The organism is Ornatilinea apprima, from assembly GCF_001306115.1.
Taxonomy (GTDB): domain Bacteria; phylum Chloroflexota; class Anaerolineae; order Anaerolineales; family Anaerolineaceae; genus Ornatilinea; species Ornatilinea apprima.
This window is the reverse complement of record NZ_LGCL01000014.1, coordinates 1-19,150: the sequence shown is the minus strand read 5'-3', so window position 1 is coordinate 19,150 and position 19,150 is coordinate 1. Positions and strand designations below refer to the sequence as shown.

Annotated in this window: 13 protein-coding genes; 7 read left to right on the top strand and 6 right to left on the bottom strand. The window is 58.8% G+C overall.

Features of this window, described 5'->3' with window-relative positions; all coding sequences use genetic code 11:
- The first annotated feature begins 16 nt into the window (after nucleotides 1–16).
- On the top strand, nucleotides 17–628 hold the full coding sequence (tsf, locus tag ADN00_RS03090; protein WP_075061488.1) for a translation elongation factor Ts: 612 nt from the start codon (nucleotides 17–19) through the stop codon (nucleotides 626–628).
- 137 nt (nucleotides 629–765) lie between these two features.
- Nucleotides 766–1,485 (top strand): UMP kinase, encoded by a 720-nt coding sequence (pyrH, locus tag ADN00_RS03085; RefSeq protein WP_075061487.1) that lies wholly within the window; start codon nucleotides 766–768, stop codon nucleotides 1,483–1,485.
- A 72-nt stretch (nucleotides 1,486–1,557) separates the two neighbouring features.
- Here the strand turns inward: pyrH and ADN00_RS03080 are convergent, their stop codons facing one another.
- The gene (locus ADN00_RS03080; RefSeq protein WP_152966239.1) at nucleotides 1,558–2,958 is read right to left on the bottom strand and encodes a TolB family protein; all 1,401 of its coding nucleotides are present in this window, start codon (nucleotides 2,956–2,958) and stop codon (nucleotides 1,558–1,560) included.
- A 191-nt stretch (nucleotides 2,959–3,149) separates the two neighbouring features.
- Between ADN00_RS03080 and ADN00_RS03075 the strand changes: the two genes are divergently transcribed.
- Both ADN00_RS03075 and ADN00_RS03070 read left to right on the top strand, forming a co-directional pair.
- Nucleotides 3,150–4,112 carry an aldo/keto reductase gene (locus tag ADN00_RS03075; protein ID WP_075061485.1) on the top strand — a complete coding sequence of 321 codons (963 nt, stop codon included), beginning with the start codon at nucleotides 3,150–3,152 and terminating at the stop codon, nucleotides 4,110–4,112.
- Between the two features lie 111 nt (nucleotides 4,113–4,223).
- The gene (locus tag ADN00_RS03070) at nucleotides 4,224–5,834 is read left to right on the top strand and encodes a hypothetical protein (RefSeq protein ID WP_075061484.1); all 1,611 of its coding nucleotides are present in this window, start codon (nucleotides 4,224–4,226) and stop codon (nucleotides 5,832–5,834) included.
- A 751-nt stretch (nucleotides 5,835–6,585) separates the two neighbouring features.
- Here ADN00_RS03070 and pheT read toward each other — a convergent pair.
- From pheT to ADN00_RS03045, 5 genes are all read right to left on the bottom strand, one after another.
- On the bottom strand, nucleotides 6,586–9,114 hold the full coding sequence (gene pheT, locus ADN00_RS03065; RefSeq protein ID WP_075061483.1) for a phenylalanine--tRNA ligase subunit beta: 2,529 nt from the start codon (nucleotides 9,112–9,114) through the stop codon (nucleotides 6,586–6,588).
- A 2-nt stretch (nucleotides 9,115–9,116) separates the two neighbouring features.
- Entirely contained in the window at nucleotides 9,117–10,169 is a 1,053-nt protein-coding gene (gene pheS / locus ADN00_RS03060) for a phenylalanine--tRNA ligase subunit alpha (protein WP_075061482.1), read from the bottom strand.
- Between the two features lie 371 nt (nucleotides 10,170–10,540).
- Nucleotides 10,541–12,472, bottom strand: coding sequence for a hybrid sensor histidine kinase/response regulator (locus ADN00_RS03055; RefSeq protein ID WP_075061481.1), 1,932 nt, complete (start codon nucleotides 12,470–12,472; stop codon nucleotides 10,541–10,543).
- 7 nt (nucleotides 12,473–12,479) lie between these two features.
- A complete protein-coding gene (locus tag ADN00_RS03050; RefSeq protein WP_075061480.1) occupies nucleotides 12,480–14,135 on the bottom strand; it encodes a hybrid sensor histidine kinase/response regulator in 1,656 nt (551 codons plus the stop codon).
- Nucleotides 14,136–14,252: 117 nt separating this feature from the next.
- Entirely contained in the window at nucleotides 14,253–15,434 is a 1,182-nt protein-coding gene (locus tag ADN00_RS03045) for a hypothetical protein (protein WP_075061479.1), read from the bottom strand.
- Between the two features lie 232 nt (nucleotides 15,435–15,666).
- Here ADN00_RS03045 and ADN00_RS20475 point away from each other — a divergent pair, with 232 nt between their 5' ends.
- From ADN00_RS20475 to ADN00_RS03030, 3 genes are all read left to right on the top strand, one after another.
- Nucleotides 15,667–16,596 carry a DnaJ C-terminal domain-containing protein gene (locus ADN00_RS20475; protein ID WP_075061478.1) on the top strand — a complete coding sequence of 310 codons (930 nt, stop codon included), beginning with the start codon at nucleotides 15,667–15,669 and terminating at the stop codon, nucleotides 16,594–16,596.
- A gap of 34 nt (nucleotides 16,597–16,630) precedes the next feature.
- Nucleotides 16,631–17,818, top strand: a complete 1,188-nt coding sequence (locus ADN00_RS03035) for a S1C family serine protease (RefSeq protein ID WP_082389840.1) — start codon at nucleotides 16,631–16,633, stop codon at nucleotides 17,816–17,818.
- A 79-nt stretch (nucleotides 17,819–17,897) separates the two neighbouring features.
- Entirely contained in the window at nucleotides 17,898–18,998 is a 1,101-nt protein-coding gene (locus tag ADN00_RS03030) for a baeRF10 domain-containing protein (protein WP_075061477.1), read from the top strand.
- Nucleotides 18,999–19,150: the final 152 nt, after the last annotated feature.

Here is a 19,150-nt window from a genome sequence, read left to right as displayed (position 1 = left end):
TTTGAAGGGATTTGGCATGGCTATTACAACTGAAGACATTAAAAAATTGCGAGAGATGACCGGCGCCGGTATTCTGGACTGCCGCAAAGCACTCGAAAACGCTGAAGGCGACTTTGACAAGGCGCTCGACTTCCTGCGCGAAAAAGGCCTGGCCACCGCCGCCAAGCGCGCCACCCGCAACGCTTCTGAAGGTGTTGTGGAACTCTATAACCACGGCGACGGCCGCGTGGGTGTGATGGTTGAACTCAACTGCGAAACCGACTTCGTTGGCCGCTCGGCTGCCTTCCGCACCCTGGCCCACGAAATCGCCCTGCAGATTGCCGCTGCTTCTCCACTCTATATCAACGAGACCGACATTCCTGAGAGCGTCATTGAGCACGAAAAGGCCATCGCTGTCGCGCGTGCCAAAGAAGAAGGCAAGCCCGAGCAGATCATTCCCCGCATTGTGGAAGGCACCATCAAGAAATTCATGGATGAGACCGTCCTCCTGCGCCAGCCCTACATCCGCGACGACTCCATCACTGTCCAGGAACTGATCAACCAGAACATCGTCTCCATTGGCGAGAGCGTTGTTGTGCGGCGATTTGTCCGTTGGGCGTTAGGTGAAACCACCTCTTCAGAAGAATAAAACACTCCGAAAGGCCAACCAGACGGTTGGCCTTTTTTTTAGCCCAACATTCATGGTACAGTATTCAACAGACACGGGGGCACAGCTCCCTCCTGCCGCATGCCGCGCAGTTGGATAGTGAAACTGGGAGATCAAACATGGAAAATATTAAATACCACCGCATTTTACTCAAGCTCAGCGGCGAAGCCCTGGCCGGGCCGCAGCAGTTTGGCATAGACCCGCACCGCGCCCTGCACATTGCCGAGCGCGTGCGTGAAGTGCGTGAATTGGGCGTGGACGTGGCCATCGTCATTGGCGCCGGCAACCTCTGGCGCGGCCGCGAAGGCCTGGAACTGGGCATGGACCGCGCCACCGCCGACTATATGGGCATGCTCGCCACGGTGATGAACGCCCTGGCCCTCATGGACTCGCTTGAAAGCCTGGGCGTGGTTACCCGCGTGCAGTCGGCCGTTGAAATGCGCTCCGTAGCCGAGCCTTACATCCGCCGCCGCGCCATCCGCCACCTCGAAAAAGGCCGTGTAGTCATCTTCGGAGGCGGCACTGGCAATCCCTACTTCTCCACCGACACTGCCGCCGCCCTGCGCGCCATGGAAATCGGCGCCGATGTGCTCATCAAAGCCACCAAAGTCGATGGCGTCTACGACTCGGACCCCAAGAAGAACCCCAATGCGGTCAAATTCGATCACCTCACCTACATCGACACCCTCAACCGCCAGCTTAAAGTGATGGACAGCACCGCCATCTCACTCTGCATGGAGAACCAGCTCCCCATTTTAGTACTGGACCTCTTCGACGAGAGCGCTCTGCGCGGCGCGCTGGTGGGCCAATCGGTGGGCACCCTGGTCACCGCCAGCTAGACAACCCCGCAACACACAAGCGAACAGGGCAGGCCGCGCGGCCTGCCCTGTTTTTTATGAACCTTAAAAACTCTACTTCACAAAGCTGTAGGTCGGGAACGAAGCGTCCACGGGGCCTAAATCAGCCACTTCCACCGGGTCAGAGCCGATCCGCGTGGTGAACATCTTCCACGACTCATCTGTGCGCTGCAGGTATAAAAAGCTGCTGTCGTCAATCCAGGCGAAACCAATCGGGTCATCCACTCCGGCCAGTTGCATGCGGCCCGCCCCCACCTGGCCTAGCATGGTTTTGTCTTCGCCATTGTCGCGGTACGCGAAGCGCACGCCGTCCGGCGCCCAGGCGATAAACTCTAAATTGCCGGTGGCAAACACCGCGTCTGCCATCGAACCCGGCGCCAGGCTGGTCGCCAGACGCAGCTCGCGGCGGTTTTCGCCTTGCGCTCCGGCGTTCTTCAGGTAAGCGAACGCGTTCAATTGTTGGTTAAACACCGCCGCCGAAAGGAAATAGGCCGGAACGCTCTTAATTTCTTGCGCCTCACCCGCCAGGGTTAAGAATCCTGTCCAGGTGTCTTGCGGGTCTTCTGCCAGAGAATCCTTGGGCGGAATGGCCGCGGCAGCCAATTCGCTGTCGCTGCGCCACTGCACCGACGGATAATACATATACTCGCTGTAGGTCAGCACCGGCTCAAATTCTTTCACCACAGACAGCCCGCTGCCGTCCGCGTTCATCATCAGAATATTTTCGGATGTCGCGAGCATCACCTTCTCACCGTCCGGCGAGAAGTACGGCAGGCCGCCTTCTCCGGCAGCCAGCAGCGCGCGGAAATCGCCCGTTTCGGTATCCACCATCCACAAATCATCATTTACCACCAGGCCGGGGCCTTCAAACACCGGTGAAGTGACAAAATAGGCCTGCTTCTTGCCCGGAACCCAATCGTAAACAAACGGCTGGGCCGTAATCGCGTTTTCGTAGGCCTTCATGTCTTCGAACTCATCCGCACTCACCAGCTCTTGCGGACTGCCGCCATCCGCACCCATCACCCACAGGCTGTAGGCAGCATAGTCCAGCGAGCGCGCGAATAAGAGCTGCGCCCCATCCGGCGAGAGTTTGACATCCACCACGTCGCCCGTGTCCAGCACTTTTACCGGCGGCTCGCCCTCATCCCACACCCACAGGTCGCGGTTGGCGTCGCTGTAAGCCACCCGCAGCCCTTCCAGCGCGGGCGCTGCCGGCTCGCTGGTAGCCGTTACCACCAGTTCAGGGGTGGCCGTTGGCGCGGCAACATCTCCAACCGCCTGCATCGTTTTGGCCACCTGTGTAGCCACCGCGGCATCCGACAGGGTTGGCGCGGCAGTCGGCGGCATATGCCCCGGCACATTACAGGCCAGCGCGGCCAGCACCAGGCTGGTCAGCGCCAGGCTTATCATCAAACGGTTGTGCTTCATCGTCAGCATCTCCATTTTTTCATCCACTCAATTTGCATCCATTATACTGAAAACTGCGCGAACTTGCTTTACGCGTCTTGCTGCCCATCACGATCCGCCGCCGCATGGACTAGCGGTGCAAGGTTCGCGCCGGGTTGGTCTGTCCTTCAACACTCAGTTTCACGCCGCGCTGAAAAGCCTTATAATCTAATCAGCATAACTGTTAAAGGAGGTTTACCATGCACTACCGCAGACTGGGGCGCTCAGGCTTAAAAGTATCCGAAATCTCATTGGGTGCCTGGATTACGTTTGGAAAACAAATTGAAACCAACACCGCCGCCGACCTGATTCACGCCGCCTATGACCAGGGCGTGAACTTCTTCGACAATGCCGACGTGTACGCCGACGGCCAGGCCGAAACCGTGATGGGCAAGGCCATTGAAGGGCTGCCGCGCGAGGCGCTGGTCATTTCCAGCAAGGTCTTCTGGCCCACCATGCCCGGCCCCAACGGGCGCGGCCTCTCGCGCAAGCATATGACCGAATCGCTGCACGCCTCGCTCAAGCGTCTGGGCACCGACTACGTTGACCTGTACTTCTGCCACCGCTTTGACCCCGACACCGGCGTGGAAGAAGTGGTGCGCACCATGAATATCTTCATCCAGCAGGGCAAAATCCTCTACTGGGGCACCTCCGAGTGGGAAGCCCAGCAGGTGATGGAAGCCATCGGTGTGGCGCGCCAGTACGGCCTCATCCCGCCGGTGGTCGAGCAGCCGCAGTACAACATGTTCCACCGCAAGCTCGTGGAAGCGGAATTGATGTCCGTCACCCAGCAGCAGGGCATTGGCCTGGTCACGTGGAGCCCGCTCTTCTACGGCATCCTCACCGGCAAGTACAACGACGGCATTCCCGCCGGCAGCCGCGCGTCTTTGGACGACATGAACTGGATCCGCGACTATATCACCCAGGAGCGCATTGAGAAAGTGCGCGCCCTCACCGAGCTGGCCCGCGAGTTGGAAGTAACCACCGCCCAACTGGCCATCGGCTGGCTGCTGCGCCGCAAAGAAGTAACCAGCGTCATCACCGGCGCCACCCGCCTGGAGCAGCTCGATGACAACCTGGCCGCCCCCGCCGCCCTGGACAAAATGTCCCTCGAAGTGCTGGAAAGAATTGAAGAGATTCTGGATAACAATCCAGTGAAGTAACATTCACCTTTTTTCTGGTATGGAATCGGGGTGGATGAAGCGCGCATTGTGCCTCATCCATCCCGAAACCTTTTTCATAAAGGTATAATTGCCGTATTGAGGCATACCCTTATGCAAACCTCCCAACGCCGAACCTTCTTCCTGCTCCTCGCCGTCGCCCTGGCCTGCTTCCTCGCCTTTATCCCCTTCAACCGCACCGGCGCGGCGGACCCCAACATGCTGGCCGTGTTCGAAATTGACGAATACGCCCAGTACCCGCACCTGCTGCGCATGCTCACCCCCGGCGACACCTTCTACCAGTCGCTGCGCAATTTTGTGGTCTATTTGCATTACTTTTACGGCTATGTCTTTTACTTCTTCTCGGCCGTGTTGATTCTGCCGCTCAAGCTGGCCCTCGGCCCCGAATGGGCCGACCAGACCCGCCTGCTCGTCACCGTGCTGCGCCAGGGGATCAACGTGCTGCCCATGCTGGCCGCCAACCTGCTGCTGGTGTGGATGCAAACCCGCTTCCGCTCTTGGTGGCGCGCGCTGGGCTTGTTCCTGCTGCTGCTGGCCGCGCCGGCCGTGGTGGTCAACAACCTGTGGTGGCACCCCGACAGTCTGGTGCAGATCTTCATCGTCCTGACCCTCTTCTTCCTCGACCGCGACGCCTTTCAATATAAACGAGACTTCCTGCTGGCCGCCGTCGCCTGTGGGCTGGCCATCGGCACCAAGCACCTGGGACTGTTCTTTGTGCTGTGCGTGCCGGTCTACCTGGGATGGGGCGTGCTGCGCCGCGCCATCACCTGGCGGCGCGCGGTTGGGCTGGGCGCGCTGTTCGTGGTGGTGATGTGCGCCACGGTGGTGATCAGCAACCCTTTGCTGCTCCTGCCGCAGGAACGCGCCGCCATCCTCGCCACCCAGAGCAAGCAGATCGTCGAGACCTCCACCGGCATGTTCACCGCCGGCAGCGCGCCGTTCTTCGCTGGCGGCTACCCGGCCGACCTGCGCGTGCATTACGGCGAAGCCGCCTTTGTGCTGCTGGCCCTGGCCGGGCTGGGACTGGGCATCGCCAACCCGCAGCGCCGCCGCCTGAACGTGCTCATTCTTGCCTGGATGATTCCCCTGACGGTCGTCATCATCACCTTTGCCACCCGCCGCACCCATTACTGGCTGCCGGTGCTGCTGCCCGCCTTCTCAGGCCTGGTTAACTTCTTCCCCGAAACCGGCGAAGAATTGCCTTTCAAACTATCCATTAAACTGCGCCGCGTCCTGCAGGGGCTGGCCGCCGCCCTGATTCTGGTGCAGTTTGCCCTCTTCCTGCGCCAGGACGCGCAGATTCTCTCCACCCACCTGCGGCGCGAGGAACAGGCCCCGGCGGTGCAGTTCTTTAACCGTCTAGAAAGCGAATGGCTCAGCCAACTACCGCAAAAAGAGCTGGTCGTCTTCCGCGACTGGAAGGTCTACTACCCGGCGCGCGCCGCCCGCTCGGTCGAGATGAGTTGGTCCATGCCCACCCTGCAGATCATCGCCGAATCCAACCCCGACCTGATCGTGCTGGAGCAGGCCAACCTGAATCTGTTCAGCGACCCGGCCATCATTGAGCGCGCCATCGACCCCGGCGACATGCAGGCCATCCAGCAGTTCTACGCCGCCGCCCAAGGGGACGCCCTGCCCGGTTACCAATTGGTGCTCAGCGACTCCTTCGCCGCCGCCTACCTGCGCGATTCTCTCGCGCCGTAAACCCATCTTAAAACCGCCCGAAACCCGCCGTTATTGCATGTTCGCCGCACCCTACAGAAGAACCCCAACCCCAAGGCACCTCCCCTGGCTTGCCGGGGGAGGCCGGATGGGGGCATTCGAATCACCATCCTCGCCCATCAACGATTAAATCGTCGGCTTTCGACCAGCAAAAATGACCACCCCCCGGCGCTCACCAAAATACCCGGTTTTCAGCCACGGGGATGAGGTATCAAGCCAACCCCAAGGTACCTCCCCTGGCTTGCCGGGGGAGGCCGGGTGGGGGCATTCGAATCACCATCCTCGCCCATCAACGATAAAATTGTCGGCTTTCGACCAGCAAAAATGACCACCCCCCGGCGCTCACCAAAATACCCGGTTTTCAGCCACGGGGATGAGGTATCAAGCCAACCCCAAGGCACCTCCCCTGGCTTGCCGGGGGAGGCCGGGTGGGGGCATTCGAATCACCATCCTCGCCCATCAATAATTAAATCGTCGGCTTTCGACCAGCAAAAATGACCACCCCCCAGCGGTTTTCAGTCCCTTCCCTGCGCAGCGGGAAAGAGGCAGCGGCGCAGCCGCGGGGATGGGGTATCATCTGGTGGTGAGGGAATCAAAAAAGCTGCCCCAAACGGAGCAGCTTATTACATCTTTCAATCCTATTGGTGGGTTTCGGGCGGAAGCTTCAACATTGCCAATACTATGCGCATAATCCACCCTCCACCACACCCTACAGGGTATCTCTCTATTCACCCTAACTGCGGATTTTCGCGCCCAACTCGCGGTCCAGATTCTTAATAACCTTCTCACGAATCTTGAGCGCCTCTTTCTCATCCAGCGTATGATCAGCCGCCTGGTAAGACAGGCTGTACGCCAGGCTCTTCTTACCCTCGCCAATCTGCGCCCCGCGGTAGATATCGAACAGCTCCGCGCGCGCCAACAGCTTGCCGCCGCCGCGCCGCAGTACCGCCTCTACCTGGTCGGCGGGCACGGATTCATCCACAATCACCGCCAGGTCTTCCAGCACCGCCGGGTAAACCGGCACGGGTTGAGCTTCAAAGCGTGTCCCCATCACCGCCATCACCGCTTCCAGGTCCAGGTCAGCAACCAGCACAGAAGCTTTGGGCAAATCGTATTTCTCTTTCACCAGCGGGTGCAGATCACCGAACACACCCAGGCTTTGCTCGCCCACCCACACTTCCGCACACTTGTTGGGGTGCATGGCGGGGTGCTCGCCGCGCCGGTAGACCGCGCCGCTGATATGCAGCGCGTCCAGCAGCGCCTCGATCACACCCTTCAAATCGAAGAAATCCATACTGGTGGTTACGGGCTGGTCCCAGGTGGGCAGCTCGCGCAGACCGCTCAGGCCCAGGCACAGGCGGCGCGCCTCTTTGGGCAGCGTCTCGCCCACTGGCCAGAACACCGGGCCGGTCTCGAAGAAGGCCAGGCGCTGCGCCAGGCGGCTGTTGCGCTCCAGAATTTCCAGCATACCCGGCAGCAGCGAGCGGCGCATTACCGAGCGCTCAGGGGCAATCGGATTGGCCAGGCGCACATACTCGGCCTCATCCGCCATCACACCTTGCGGATGGGCGCGCGCCTCGCGCTCTGGCGAAGTGAGACGGTAATTGATGATCTCACGCAGGCCCAGCCCGGCCAGCACGTCTTTCACCCGATCTTCCAGGCGCACCGGGCGATTTTCGCGCTGCACCGGCAGCTCGCAAGACAACCGCGTGTAGGGAATCTTATCGTAGCCGTACATACGCGCCACTTCTTCCATCAAATCCGCGCGGCCGATCACGCCCTCGCCAATATCCAGGCGGTGCGGCGGGGTGGCGGCGCGCACCGTGTCGCCCTCCACCTCACAGACAAATTCCAACCGCCGCAGCAGATTGGCAATCTCATCCGCGCTCAATTCCACGCCCAACCCACGGCTGACGGCCTCGGCGCTGAGGGTTACCACCGGGTCCACCGGCGGGTTGGGGTACTCATCCACCAGGTCGGCGGCAATTTCGCCGCCGCTCCAGGCCGCCATGCGTTCCAGGCAGATGCGCACGCCCTGCTCAGCCAGCGCCGGGTGCACCCCGCGCGCGAAGCGATAGCCCGCCTCTGAGTTGATGTGATGGTAGGTGGCCGTGCGGCGCACGTTGATAAAGTTCCACGCCGCGCCTTCGAGCAGCACGTTGGTGGTGTTCTCATCCACTTCGGTTTCTTCGCCGCCCATAATCCCGGCCAGCGAGAGCGGCCCGGCGGTGTCGGTCACCAGAATGGTGTAGTCTTCCAGGGTATGCTCCACGCTGTCCAGCGTGGTCAGCTTTTCGCCGTTTTCCGCGCGGCGGGTGATGATCACCGGCATTTTCCCATTGGCACGCGCTTTGAGCTTGTCAAAGTCGAAGGCGTGCAGCGGTTCACCCGCTTCGAGCATCACATAATTGGTCGCGTCCACAATACTGTTAATCGGGCGCATGCCGGCCAGGCGCAGGCGGCGCTGTACCCAATACGGACTGGGCAGCGGTTTGGCACCGCGCACCAACCCCAGCACAAAGCGCGGATTCAGCTCTGGCTCGCGAATATCAATCGAGACCTCGCCGCGCATCGACGGGCCGGTCATGGCCACCTGCCGCGCGGGTTTGCGCAGCGGCTTGCCGGTAACGGCGGCGATCTCGCGCGCCACACCGATCACGCTCGCGTCGCGGATCATATTGGGCAGAATCGAAATCTCGAACACCGCATCACCCATGTAATCCACCAACGGCATGCCAGTCGGCGCGTCGTCATCGAGGATGATAATGCCTTCATGCTCATCCGAGATACCCAGCTCTTTTTCCGAAGCCACCATCGAATCGGACTCCACGCCGCGTATTTTGGTCTTCTTCAGCGTGGTCAGCACATAGCCCGGCTGGTGTCCATCGTAAAGCGTAGCGCCCAGGCGCGCGTAAGCCACCTTGAGCGGTTTTTCCAGCGGGCCAATGCCTTTGTAGTCGTACAGGTTGGGCGCGCCGGTCAGCACCAGCTTTTCACCCGCGCCGTCTTGCAGGCGGCACAACGTCAGGCGGTCGGCGTTGGGGTGCGGCAGCACCTCGTCAATTTGCGCCACCACAAACTTATCAAGCGCCCACTCAATGCCGGTGTACTTGAAGCCGTGCAGGTCTCCGGGCGGCATGGGCAGGCCCACCAGTTTAATTTCATCCACTTCCAGCCCCACCATCGTCAGGGTGTAGGCCAGTTCCTCGAGATCGAGGTCAATGTCTACATATTCTTTAAGCCAACTCAGCGGTATCTTCATGGTTAGAACTGCTCCAGGAAGCGAATATCATTCGACCAGAAATAACGAATATCTTCAATGCGGTGGCGCAGCATGGTGATGCGCTCAATGCCCAACCCTGCCGCGAAACCGGTATACACTGTGGGGTCATACCCGCCGTTCTGCAAAACCACCGGGTGAACCATGCCGCAGCCCAAAATTTCCAGCCAGCCGGAGCGCTTGCACACCGGGCAGCCTTTGCCGCCGCACACAAAACATTCCACGTCCATCTCGGCGCTCGGCTCAGTGAAAGGGAAGTAGCTGGGGCGCAGGCGGGTGCGCGCGTTGTTGCCAAACAGGCGGCGCACAAAATCTTGCAGCGTGCCTTTCAGGTCGGCCATGGTGATGTTCTTGCCCACCACCAGCAGTTCCACCTGGTTGAATTGAATCTCGGAGCGCGCGCTGATCTGCTCGTAGCGGTAGACCATGCCCGGCAGCACCACCCGCACCGGCTCGGGATTGCGCTCTTCCATGCTGCGAATCTGGCCAGGCGAAGTATGCGTGCGCAGCACCACACCCTTCTGCAAAATATGGAAGGTATCCCACATATCGCGCGCAGGGTGATAGGAAGGGATGTTCAACAGTTCAAAGTTGTACGCATCCGTCTCCACCTCAGGCGACTGGTACACCTGAAAACCCATATCGCCGAAGATCGCGAGCACGTCGCGCAGCGTTTGGGTCACCGGGTGCAGCCCGCCGCGCGCCGGCTGGCGGCCGGGCAGGGTTACATCCACGGCGTCGCGCTCCAGCGCGTGCTGCAGGGCAGCCTGCTTCACCGCTTCGCCGCGTTCTTCCAGCGCGGCTTCCAATGCCTGCTTCACCTCGTTGGCAGCCTTGCCCACCAGCGGGCGCAGTTCGGGGGGCATTTTGCCCATCGAGCGCATCAGCTCCATCACCGGCGCGCTTTTTCCCAGATACGCGCGCCGCCATTCCTGCAAAGCGTCTTCCGTGTCGATTGACGCTAGCGCAGAAAGGGCCGTTTGCCGGATGGTTTCGAGCTGCTGCTCCAGCCCCTCTCGATCCATAACATCGCTCATTCTGCCTCCAAAAACAAATTATTGATTGCAATGGTTTTTAACAAAAAAATCCCATCCCAAAGGGACGGGGTTGTCTCCGCGGTACCACCCTTTTTGGCCGGCCTGCGCCAGCCCGCTCACGCCAACGGCTCAAAATTGAGCGATTAGCTGCGCCGGTAACGCTGCGCCTGCGTCCCAAACTACTGGCCCACATGGGCGTTCCCCTGGGAGGCTCGGGAGGGAACTTCAACCGGTTGCCGCCGCGCGCCGCTCTCAATCTCAGGCCGCGCTTCCCTGTCAGCTTTCGCCGGGTTACTTTTCTCCGTCAATGCCTTTGCTTGCTTGTAATTAAGTCTTATTATGCCAGAAACAAGGCGATTGTCAAGAGCAATTTAATTCTCTTTCTCTTCCACCAGCGGCAGCACCACCGAGAAGGTTGTGCCCTGCCCCTGCTTCGAATCTACCCAGATGCGCCCCTGGTGATTTTCCACCACCGATTTCACAATCGAAAGCCCCAGCCCGGTGCCGATCACGTCGCTGTCCACGTTGCTGGCGCGGTAGAACTTATCAAAAATATAGGGTAAATCCAATGCCGGAATGCCAATGCCGTCATCACTCACCTGCAGCACCACCTGGCTCTTCTCTACCTTGGTATGCACCGCAATTGTGCCGCCTTCGGCGGTATATTTTATCGCGTTATCCAGCAGGTTTTCAATCAGCGACTGCATCTGCATCGGGTTGGCCTTCACCGGCGGGAAGTTCTGCGGGCGCTCGTACACAAAATGGTGCCCGTGCTGCTCAAACCGCTCGGCCAGCTGCTCGCCCACATAAGCGATCAACTGATCCAGGTAGACATCTTCTTTGCGCGAGTCCGCATCGGCCTCAATGCGCCCCAGGCGCAGCAAATCGTCCACCAGGGTAGAGATATTATGCACGCTCAATTGCACCCGGCGGATGAAATCGCGCTGCATATCGGTTACCGGCCCGGTGCGTTCGATCAAGTCCACATAGCCCATGATGGCGGTCAGTGGCGAGCGTAAATCATGCGATACGGTATTCACAAAATCGGTTTTGATCGCGTCCAGCTTCTTCAGATAGGTGATGTCGTACATCGTCACAGCCTGGCCAATATTGGGGATGGGAGTAACCTGCGCGCTGAAAACCCGCCCGCCTTCAAAACTAATCTCCAGCCAGTTGGTCAGATTCTTTCCGGCGTCTTCCACCAGCGTTACCAGTTCGGGGTGGTCAAACACATCCAAAAATAGCCGCCCGTTCAGATTGCCTTCACCCAGGTTAAACAGCGAGCGCACCGCCTGGTTCACCAGCAGCAGCCGCTTCGAGCTATCCATCACGATCACGCCGTCTTGAATGCGCGTTAAAATGGCATCCAGTTTATTACGCTCCTGAATGGTCAGGTGATGCAGACGCGCGTTTTCCACCGCCACCACCGCGTACTCCGCGATGGCCGAGAGCAGCTTCACATCCCGCTGCTTAAAGGGAAGATTGCGGTTGCGGTTATCCACTCCCAGCACCCCAATCACCTTATCCTCCGCGGTCAGCGGCACATACACCAGGCTGTGCACCAGATAAGAAGTCTTGATCTTCATCGGCGAAGATTCATCCAGCAGCACCGGCTCGCCCGTGCTCAGCACCGAGCCGGCCAGCGTGTCTTGCACCGGCAGGCGGAAGGTGCGCGCGAACTCTTCCTGGAAGTTGCGTGAGGCGCGCATATACAGCTCGCCCGTGTCTTCATCCAACAGTAGCAGGCTGCCTTCTTCCGCGCCGGTCAGCTCCACCGCCGCTTCCACAATCGAAGAGAGCACGCTGTCCAAATCCAGCGAGCCGTTAATCGAGTGACCGAGGCGTGTCAGGGTCTCCAGCTCATCCACCTTGCGCTGCAAGCTGGCTGTGGCGCGTTTCGCTTCCAGCAGCACCCATTTTCGCGTGCGCTCGGCTTTGGTATGACTGTTCTCCACCGAGGTGAGAATATCTTCCACGCGCAGGGGCGGGCAAAGGTAATCGCTGATCCCCACTTTAATCGCCTGCTTGACCAGTTCCGGCGAATCCTGTTCCACAAACAAAATCACCGGCAAACCCGGAAAGCGCCGCAGCACCTCTTCGGCGAAAGCCAGCCCCTTGCCGTTGTCCAGCAAATCGCTGGTGATCACCAGACTGGGGGTCGATTCGGCCACCGCCTTGAGCGCGCTTTCGCGGTCTTCCGAAAACAGCGTCTCATACCCGCTGGAAATCAGAATCGATTTCATCAGCGTATTGACACGCGGGTTGGGTATCACAATCAGTATCCGGCCCTTGGTTGAAGACATGCGTGTGTTACCTGGTTTCAGTCTCTTGGTTCGAGATCAATGGAAAGGCAACAGAAAAGTGGGAACCCTCACCGGGCTTGCTATTAAACCACAACTTGCCCCTGTGACGAGTTACCAATTCATTGACCAATTCCAGACCAATTCCCAGGCCACCATAATGCTGTCCGCCAGGCCTGGGTTGTTTTCTATTCTTTATTGTATCAAAAACATCAATCGGCACACCAGCGCCAGTGTCAATGATTTCAATTCGCGCCGTCGATTCCACCTGTTTCAGGTGCACACTCACCTGCCCGGCAAACCGGTTGAACTTAATCGCGTTGCTCAGCAGGCCGCCCAGCACCTCATCAAAATGCTCGCGCACGCCCATCACCATCAACGGCGTGGTGGGCACATCTGAAACAAGGGTAATCTCGCTGCTGCGCGCGTAATGCTGAAACTGCTCCACCGCCTCATAAACCACTTCGCTCAAATTCACCGGCGCGTCTTGTGGAGAAGGCAGGCCTTCAAGTGGTTGGATCGATTCAACAATGCGAGACAGGCGGCGCACCAGCGCGTTGAGTTCCCCGTTTTGCTCACGCGGGCGGGTCGTCCAGCGCGAAATGGGCGCCCGCGCGGCCTGGCTTTCTGTGCCGGGGACTGCCTGCAGCGCGGATCGCAGCTCATTTTTTAAGCTGCGCATCAAATCATTGTGAATTCGCCCGCCAGCCTGCGCGTTCTCAACCAGCCGCTGCAGCGAATCTGCGCGGTCTTCCAGGGCGCGGAACAGACGCGCGTTGGCCAGCGATATCGAAGCATAATCGGTTACCGCTTCCAGCAGGTGCTGTTCGCTGTTCGAATAATCTTTAGCCTGCTTGCGGATCATCACCAGCATGCCGATCACCGTTTTCTGCACCTTTACCGGCACAATCAACACCGCCTGCCCCAGCGAGGCAATTTTGAAACGGCGCAGCGCCGGTCCGTGCACCGCCAGCGACTCGCCCGACATGGCCACCAGCGAGCTTAACCCGTCATCCCACGGCTGGTTCAGCAATTGCGCCAGCGACTCGGGCAGGTTGCGCTGCGCCACCATGCGGAATTCGCGGCTGGCTTCGTCCAGCAGTAAAAACCAGCCCATATCCGACAGGGTTACGCTGATCGCGCCTTCCAGAATGCGCTCAAACAGCAGGGATTGGTCGGTAATCGAAGTTACCATCTTTCCCACGCCGTAGATGGTGGTCAGCTCGCGCACGCGCTGCTGCAGCAGGTAATTCGCGTTTTGCAGCTTGCCCGCCAGCTCTTCGCGCTCGCGGCGGTTGCGCACCTGCTTCAGCACTCGCTCCACCACCGCCACCACTTCAGCCTCGCGCACCGGCCACACCAGATAATCGGCCGCGCCCAGGCGAAAAGCAGAGATGATGTCGGCTTCCCCGCCTTTTTTCGACACAACCACAATCGGAAGTTCCGCATGCTGCGCAGCCAGCGCGGCAATCAGATCTTTGCCGCTTAAACCTGGCAGCGCCAGGTTAATCACCACCGCGTCCGGGTTTTCTTTCAGAATGGTGGATAGAGCCGAGGAGGAATCTTCGGAGGCGCTCACCGTGTAACCGGCGGCTTCTAACGACTGCCGCACTAAGAAATCCCTGATGATTGGATCGTTCTCTACGACCAGGATCTTCTCTTTCACGCCGCCTCCCCTTTGGAATCATAGCATGGACTGGTTAAAAAAGGAAGAAACGCCCTTTCGTGAAGCAGCCGAACCAACAGAATTGTTAAGCGCGGCCAATATCCTGCCGCAAGTTAGCTATGCCTTTGCGCGCGCTCGCTCCACACCCTGGCCCAGCATTTGCAGCAGCGCGTGAATCGCCACAATCACCCCCAGCATTTCAACCCCCTCTTCCACAGCCACCAGCCGCCAGTAATCATAGCCCCAATCATTAAACGTGGACATATACTCACTGGCGACCAGTTCCATTCCCAGCGCTCCGCCCACATACAAAACCCCCGCCGCCAAGAAAAGCACCTGGGCGCGGCGCGGCAAGTTCAAAAAGAAGGGCAAAAACACAAGGCTAAACACCACCATCAGCACAATCGCGGAAGGCACCCAGGCAAAGAAGAACCCCTTCGACCCGCTGATCAAATCCGCGCCGGGCAGCGACCAATTTTCGTGCAGATGCAGCATCTCATCCAATCCCAGGTAGAAGAAAGCCAGCGCCAGCAGCCCCCAATGCCAGCGAAATCGCGCCCGCGCTTGAAAGTGATCTGCGGTCACTGCCAGCGCCAGCAAGCCCGCCAGAAGCAACAGAAAGCCCGAGAAAAACGCCGGTAAAACCTGTTCGTTGTCCAGGTTAAACTCATGCGCAAAAAAGAGCAGCGACCATTTCCAGTTTTCATTGTTCTGAAACGTCCAACCCGCGAAGTGCGCCGCCACAAACAGCAGCGCGAAAACCAGCAGCACCAGCGGCAGCGCGCGGTGATAGCTGGCTTCCCGACGCAGCTTTTCCACCAGCCCGCCAGCGAGCGGCTGCCAGCTCGGCCGCGGATAAAAGGCGATTAAAAATCCCAGCGCGTACAGCGTCAGCAGCAGCAAATAAGGGTTCAGGCGCTGCACCACCGTCTGGTAATCAAAACCGGTGTCGATAAAGAAATTCCACTTCACCAGCAAATAAGCGCCCATAGGCGCCATCACCGCACAGGCGTCTGCCAGTACCTGAAACAGCGGCCTGCCCAACCCGGCGGCCATCTTCTCCACTGGCGCGTCGCGGCGCAGCAGCCGGCTCACAGCCCACCCTGCCAGCCCGGCCGCCGCCCAAAAAGGCACCGTCATGAACAGGCGCGTTTTCGAGTAACCTAACAGCCAGGCGTTCTTCTCAGAGCGGGAAATTAACAACAAATACGCCAGGCAAAAAACGGCTTCCGCCAGGGCTGCCGCCAACACGAAGATCCATTTTCGACGCAAGGTTTGCTGCTGGTGAGTGGAAAGCATAAGTACCCTTCAATGCAGACTGGTTAAGAATTGTATTCTACTATCATATCCTCATTTTTCCCATCCCTGCCCCGCCCCGAGCAAACGGTTCGCTCCTTTTCCATATTCGCTGCCCGCCAGCACCTCCGGACCTTGTTTTTTCATTAACAAAACGTCAGCAGTTAATAGGAGTTGTATAAGAATTTTTCTGCCTCACTTGACTTGTATCGCCCGCAGTGCATAAAATTGAATCATGGAATATAAAGACTACTATAAAGTTCTGGGGGTGAGCCGTGGTGCCACACCCGATGAAATTAAAAAAGCTTACCGGAATCTGGCCAAGAAATATCACCCGGACCGCAACCCCGGGGATAAAGCCGCCGAAGACCGCTTCAAAGACGTCAACGAAGCCTATGAGGTTTTAAGTGACGCGCAAAAACGCGCCCGCTACGACCAGCTTGGCGAATCGTACAGCCAATGGCAAACCACCGGGCGGCCGGGCTCCTTCAACTGGGAAGACTGGTTCGCCAGCGCGCCCGGCGCGGCTGGTGCTTCTGGCACTCGGGTGGACATGGGCAACATGGAAGACATGTTCGGCCGCGCTGGCGGATTCTCCGACTTCTTCCAGTTCATCTTCGGCGGCATGGGCGCCCCCGATGTGAGAACTACCCGGCGCGGCGCGCGCGCGGCCGCCCCACGCCCGCGGACGATTGAGCATCCCCTTACCATCAGTTTTTACGAAGCCTATCACGGCGGCTCGCGCACCATTCAAATTGACGACCGCCGCATGGAAGTTAAAATTCCGGCTGGCGCGCGCACCGGCACCAAAATTCGCATGGCCGGTGTGGGACCCAACCAGACCGACATTTACCTGGTGATTGAGGTCTCTCCCGACCCGCGCTACGAGCGCAAGGACGACGATTTATACACCGATGTGTCCGTCGATATGTTCACCGCTGTTCTGGGCGGTCAGGTACTCACCCCCACCCCCGGCGGCGACGTCCTCCTCACCATCCCTGCCGGCACCCAGCCCGGCCAAACCTTCCGCCTGGCGCAGCGCGGCATGCCCAAACTGCGCAACCCGCAGCAACACGGCGACCTGTACGCCCGCGTGCGGGTCAGCATCCCCCGCAACCTGTCTGCCCAGCAAAAAGAACTGTTAATCAAAGCGCGCCAGAGTTAACTCCGGAGCGAAGTTACCTTATTGGAAGTGCAAAATGAAAAAGCATAAACTTTTAATCGCCATTTCTATCCTGCTACTCACCTCGCTGGCCTGTTTTTCCGCGCCCCAGTTGAGCCAGCTTAACCTTAACCTCCCCCAGCCGGCCGAAGCCACTCCCCTTCCGCCGCAGCCGCTCAACACCGCCGCCCCCCTGCAAATAGCCGACCTGGCCGCCCAGCAAGACCTGCTGGTGTCGATTTATGAGCGCGTCAGCCCCGGGGTGGTGGCCATTCAAACTCTCACCAACGAAGGCTCCGGGTTGGGTTCGGGCTTTGTGTACGACAAAGAAGGCCACATCATCACCAACTACCATGTAGTAGAAGGCGCCAAAGAACTGGAAGTCGACTTCCCTTCCGGCATTAAAGTCCGCGGAGAGGTGATCGGAACCGATCTTGATTCCGATCTGGCCGTGATCAAAGTGAACCTCCCTCCCGAAGACCTCACCCCCGTGCCCCTCGGTGATTCAGAACAGACCTTTGTCGGCCAAACCGTTGTTGCCATTGGCAACCCCTTTGGCCTCAGCGGCACCATGACCACCGGCATCATCTCGGCCAAAGGCCGCACCCTTTCTTCTCTGCGCCAGACCCCCGAAGGCGGCGTCTATTCAGCCGGAGACATCCTCCAAACCGACGCTTCCATCAACCCTGGCAACTCCGGCGGCCCGCTGCTCAACCTCAATGGTGAGGTGATCGGCGTGAACCGCGCCATTCGCACCACCGGCACCACCATCACCGGCGACCCGATCAACAGCGGCGTTGGCTTTGCCGTTTCCATCAACATCGTGCGGCGGGTGGTCCCTTCCTTAATCAACCAGGGCGGCTACGATTACCCCTACATCGGCCTCACTGCCCGCGAAGAATTAAGCCTGCTGGAGCAAGAATCGCTCGGCTTAAGCACAAACGACGGCAAATACATCGCCGGCGCGTATGTGATTGAAGTGGTTTCGGGCGGCCCGGCCGACCAGGCCGGCCTGCGCGGCGGCTCGCTGCGCCAGATCACCGACACCGGCCTGCCCGCCGGCGGAGACCTGATCATCGGCGTTGACGGCCGCCCGGTGCGCGTTTTTGGCGAATTGCTCAGCTATGTGATGACCAACAAGAGTCCCGGGGAGACAATTAGTGTTACTATATTAAGAGACGGACAGGAAAAGGAGGTGGTCATTACTCTCGACAAACGTCCCTGATCGTTCCTCAATCACAATCGAATAGCTGCAGGGAACATCTTCTTCAGTTTTATGAATTCTCTAGCCAAAGGAGATTGCCATGTTTGATGAAAATGACCTGCGGGAACTGCTCGAGTTCTCTGGCACCGATCCGATCTTGAGCATCTATCTCAACACCGATCCCACGATGGGCAATGCCGATGCTTACCGCTTGCGCCTGCGCACGATGCTTAAAAGCGTCAACGCGCCCAAAGATGTTGAGGCGGTGGAGCTTTATATGCAGCACCAGTACGATTGGTCTGGTATCGGTGTGGTCATATTTTCTTGCGCGGCACAAAAATTCTTCCGCGCGTACCCATTGGAAGTACCTGTACGCGATCATATCCACTTTGGCGATTTACCCAGCGTGCAGCCGCTTACCGATTTATTGGACAGCTATGGGGGCTACGGTGTGGTGCTGGTAGACAAACAAGGCGCCCGCTATTTCTCCTTCCACATGGGGCAGCTCCATGAGCAGGAAGGCATGTTGGGAGACCCTGTGCGGCACACCAAGCGTGGTGGGGCTTCCACCATTCCTGGGCATCGCGGCGGTGTCGCCGGCAGAACCCGCTATACCGAAGAAGTGATTGAGCGCAACATGAAAGACGCCGTTGAGGCCGCCATTCAATTCTTTGAAGAGAATCGCATCCGCCGCATTCTCATCGGCGGAACAGACGACAATATCGCCCATTTTCGCAGCGAAATGCCCAAGGCATGGAAGAGCCTGGTGATTGGCGACTTCCCCATGGAAATGATCGCCAGCCACGCCGAGGTGCTGCAAAAAGCCATGCAAATTGGCCGCGTTGTTGAACGCCAGCGTGAAGAAAAGCTGGTCGAATCGGCCATCACAGCCGCCGCTAAAGGCCTGAACGCCGTGGTGGGGCTGCAAAATGTCATCCCCTCAGTTAACGAAAAACGCGTGCAAACCCTCATCACCGGGCGCGGGCTGCAAATTCCCGGGCATCGCTGCGTGAGCTGCCACGCCCTGCTACCGGCCAACAACCAGGCCTGCCCGCTGTGCGGCGGTACGCTGGAACCGCTGGAGGACATCCTCAACGCGGCCATTAACCAGGTGCTGCGCGACGGCGGCGACGTGCAAATTGTGGAGGTCAACGACCAACTCGAACAAATTGGCGGGGTGGCTGCTTTTCTGCGTTACTGATAAGCTGAATAACCTGTTAAACGAAGGGGCTGTCCAAAAAGTAGAGGACAGCCCCTTTACATTTTTAAAAAGCAATGATTCAATAAAGGAATGAGAAGAAAACAAGCCCACCCCGTGTTTAAGCCCTATGTAATGAACCAGGTAGCGCTGCT

Excerpts from the sequence above, each read along its gene's own strand:
- ADN00_RS03035 (WP_082389840.1), top strand. The coding sequence starts at position 16,631 with ATGAAAAAGCATAAACTTTTAATCGCCATTTCTATCCTGCTACTCACC.
- ADN00_RS03070 (WP_075061484.1), top strand. The coding sequence starts at position 4,224 with ATGCAAACCTCCCAACGCCGAACCTTCTTCCTGCTCCTCGCCGTCGCC.
- ADN00_RS03055 (WP_075061481.1), bottom strand. The coding sequence starts at position 12,472 with ATGTCTTCAACCAAGGGCCGGATACTGATTGTGATACCCAACCCGCGT.
- pheT (WP_075061483.1), bottom strand. The coding sequence starts at position 9,114 with ATGAAGATACCGCTGAGTTGGCTTAAAGAATATGTAGACATTGACCTC.
- ADN00_RS03030 (WP_075061477.1), top strand. The coding sequence starts at position 17,898 with ATGTTTGATGAAAATGACCTGCGGGAACTGCTCGAGTTCTCTGGCACC.
- pyrH (WP_075061487.1), top strand. The coding sequence starts at position 766 with ATGGAAAATATTAAATACCACCGCATTTTACTCAAGCTCAGCGGCGAA.
- ADN00_RS20475 (WP_075061478.1), top strand. The coding sequence starts at position 15,667 with ATGGAATATAAAGACTACTATAAAGTTCTGGGGGTGAGCCGTGGTGCC.
- ADN00_RS03045 (WP_075061479.1), bottom strand. The coding sequence starts at position 15,434 with ATGCTTTCCACTCACCAGCAGCAAACCTTGCGTCGAAAATGGATCTTC.
- pheS (WP_075061482.1), bottom strand. The coding sequence starts at position 10,169 with ATGAGCGATGTTATGGATCGAGAGGGGCTGGAGCAGCAGCTCGAAACC.
- ADN00_RS03075 (WP_075061485.1), top strand. The coding sequence starts at position 3,150 with ATGCACTACCGCAGACTGGGGCGCTCAGGCTTAAAAGTATCCGAAATC.
- tsf (WP_075061488.1), top strand. The coding sequence starts at position 17 with ATGGCTATTACAACTGAAGACATTAAAAAATTGCGAGAGATGACCGGC.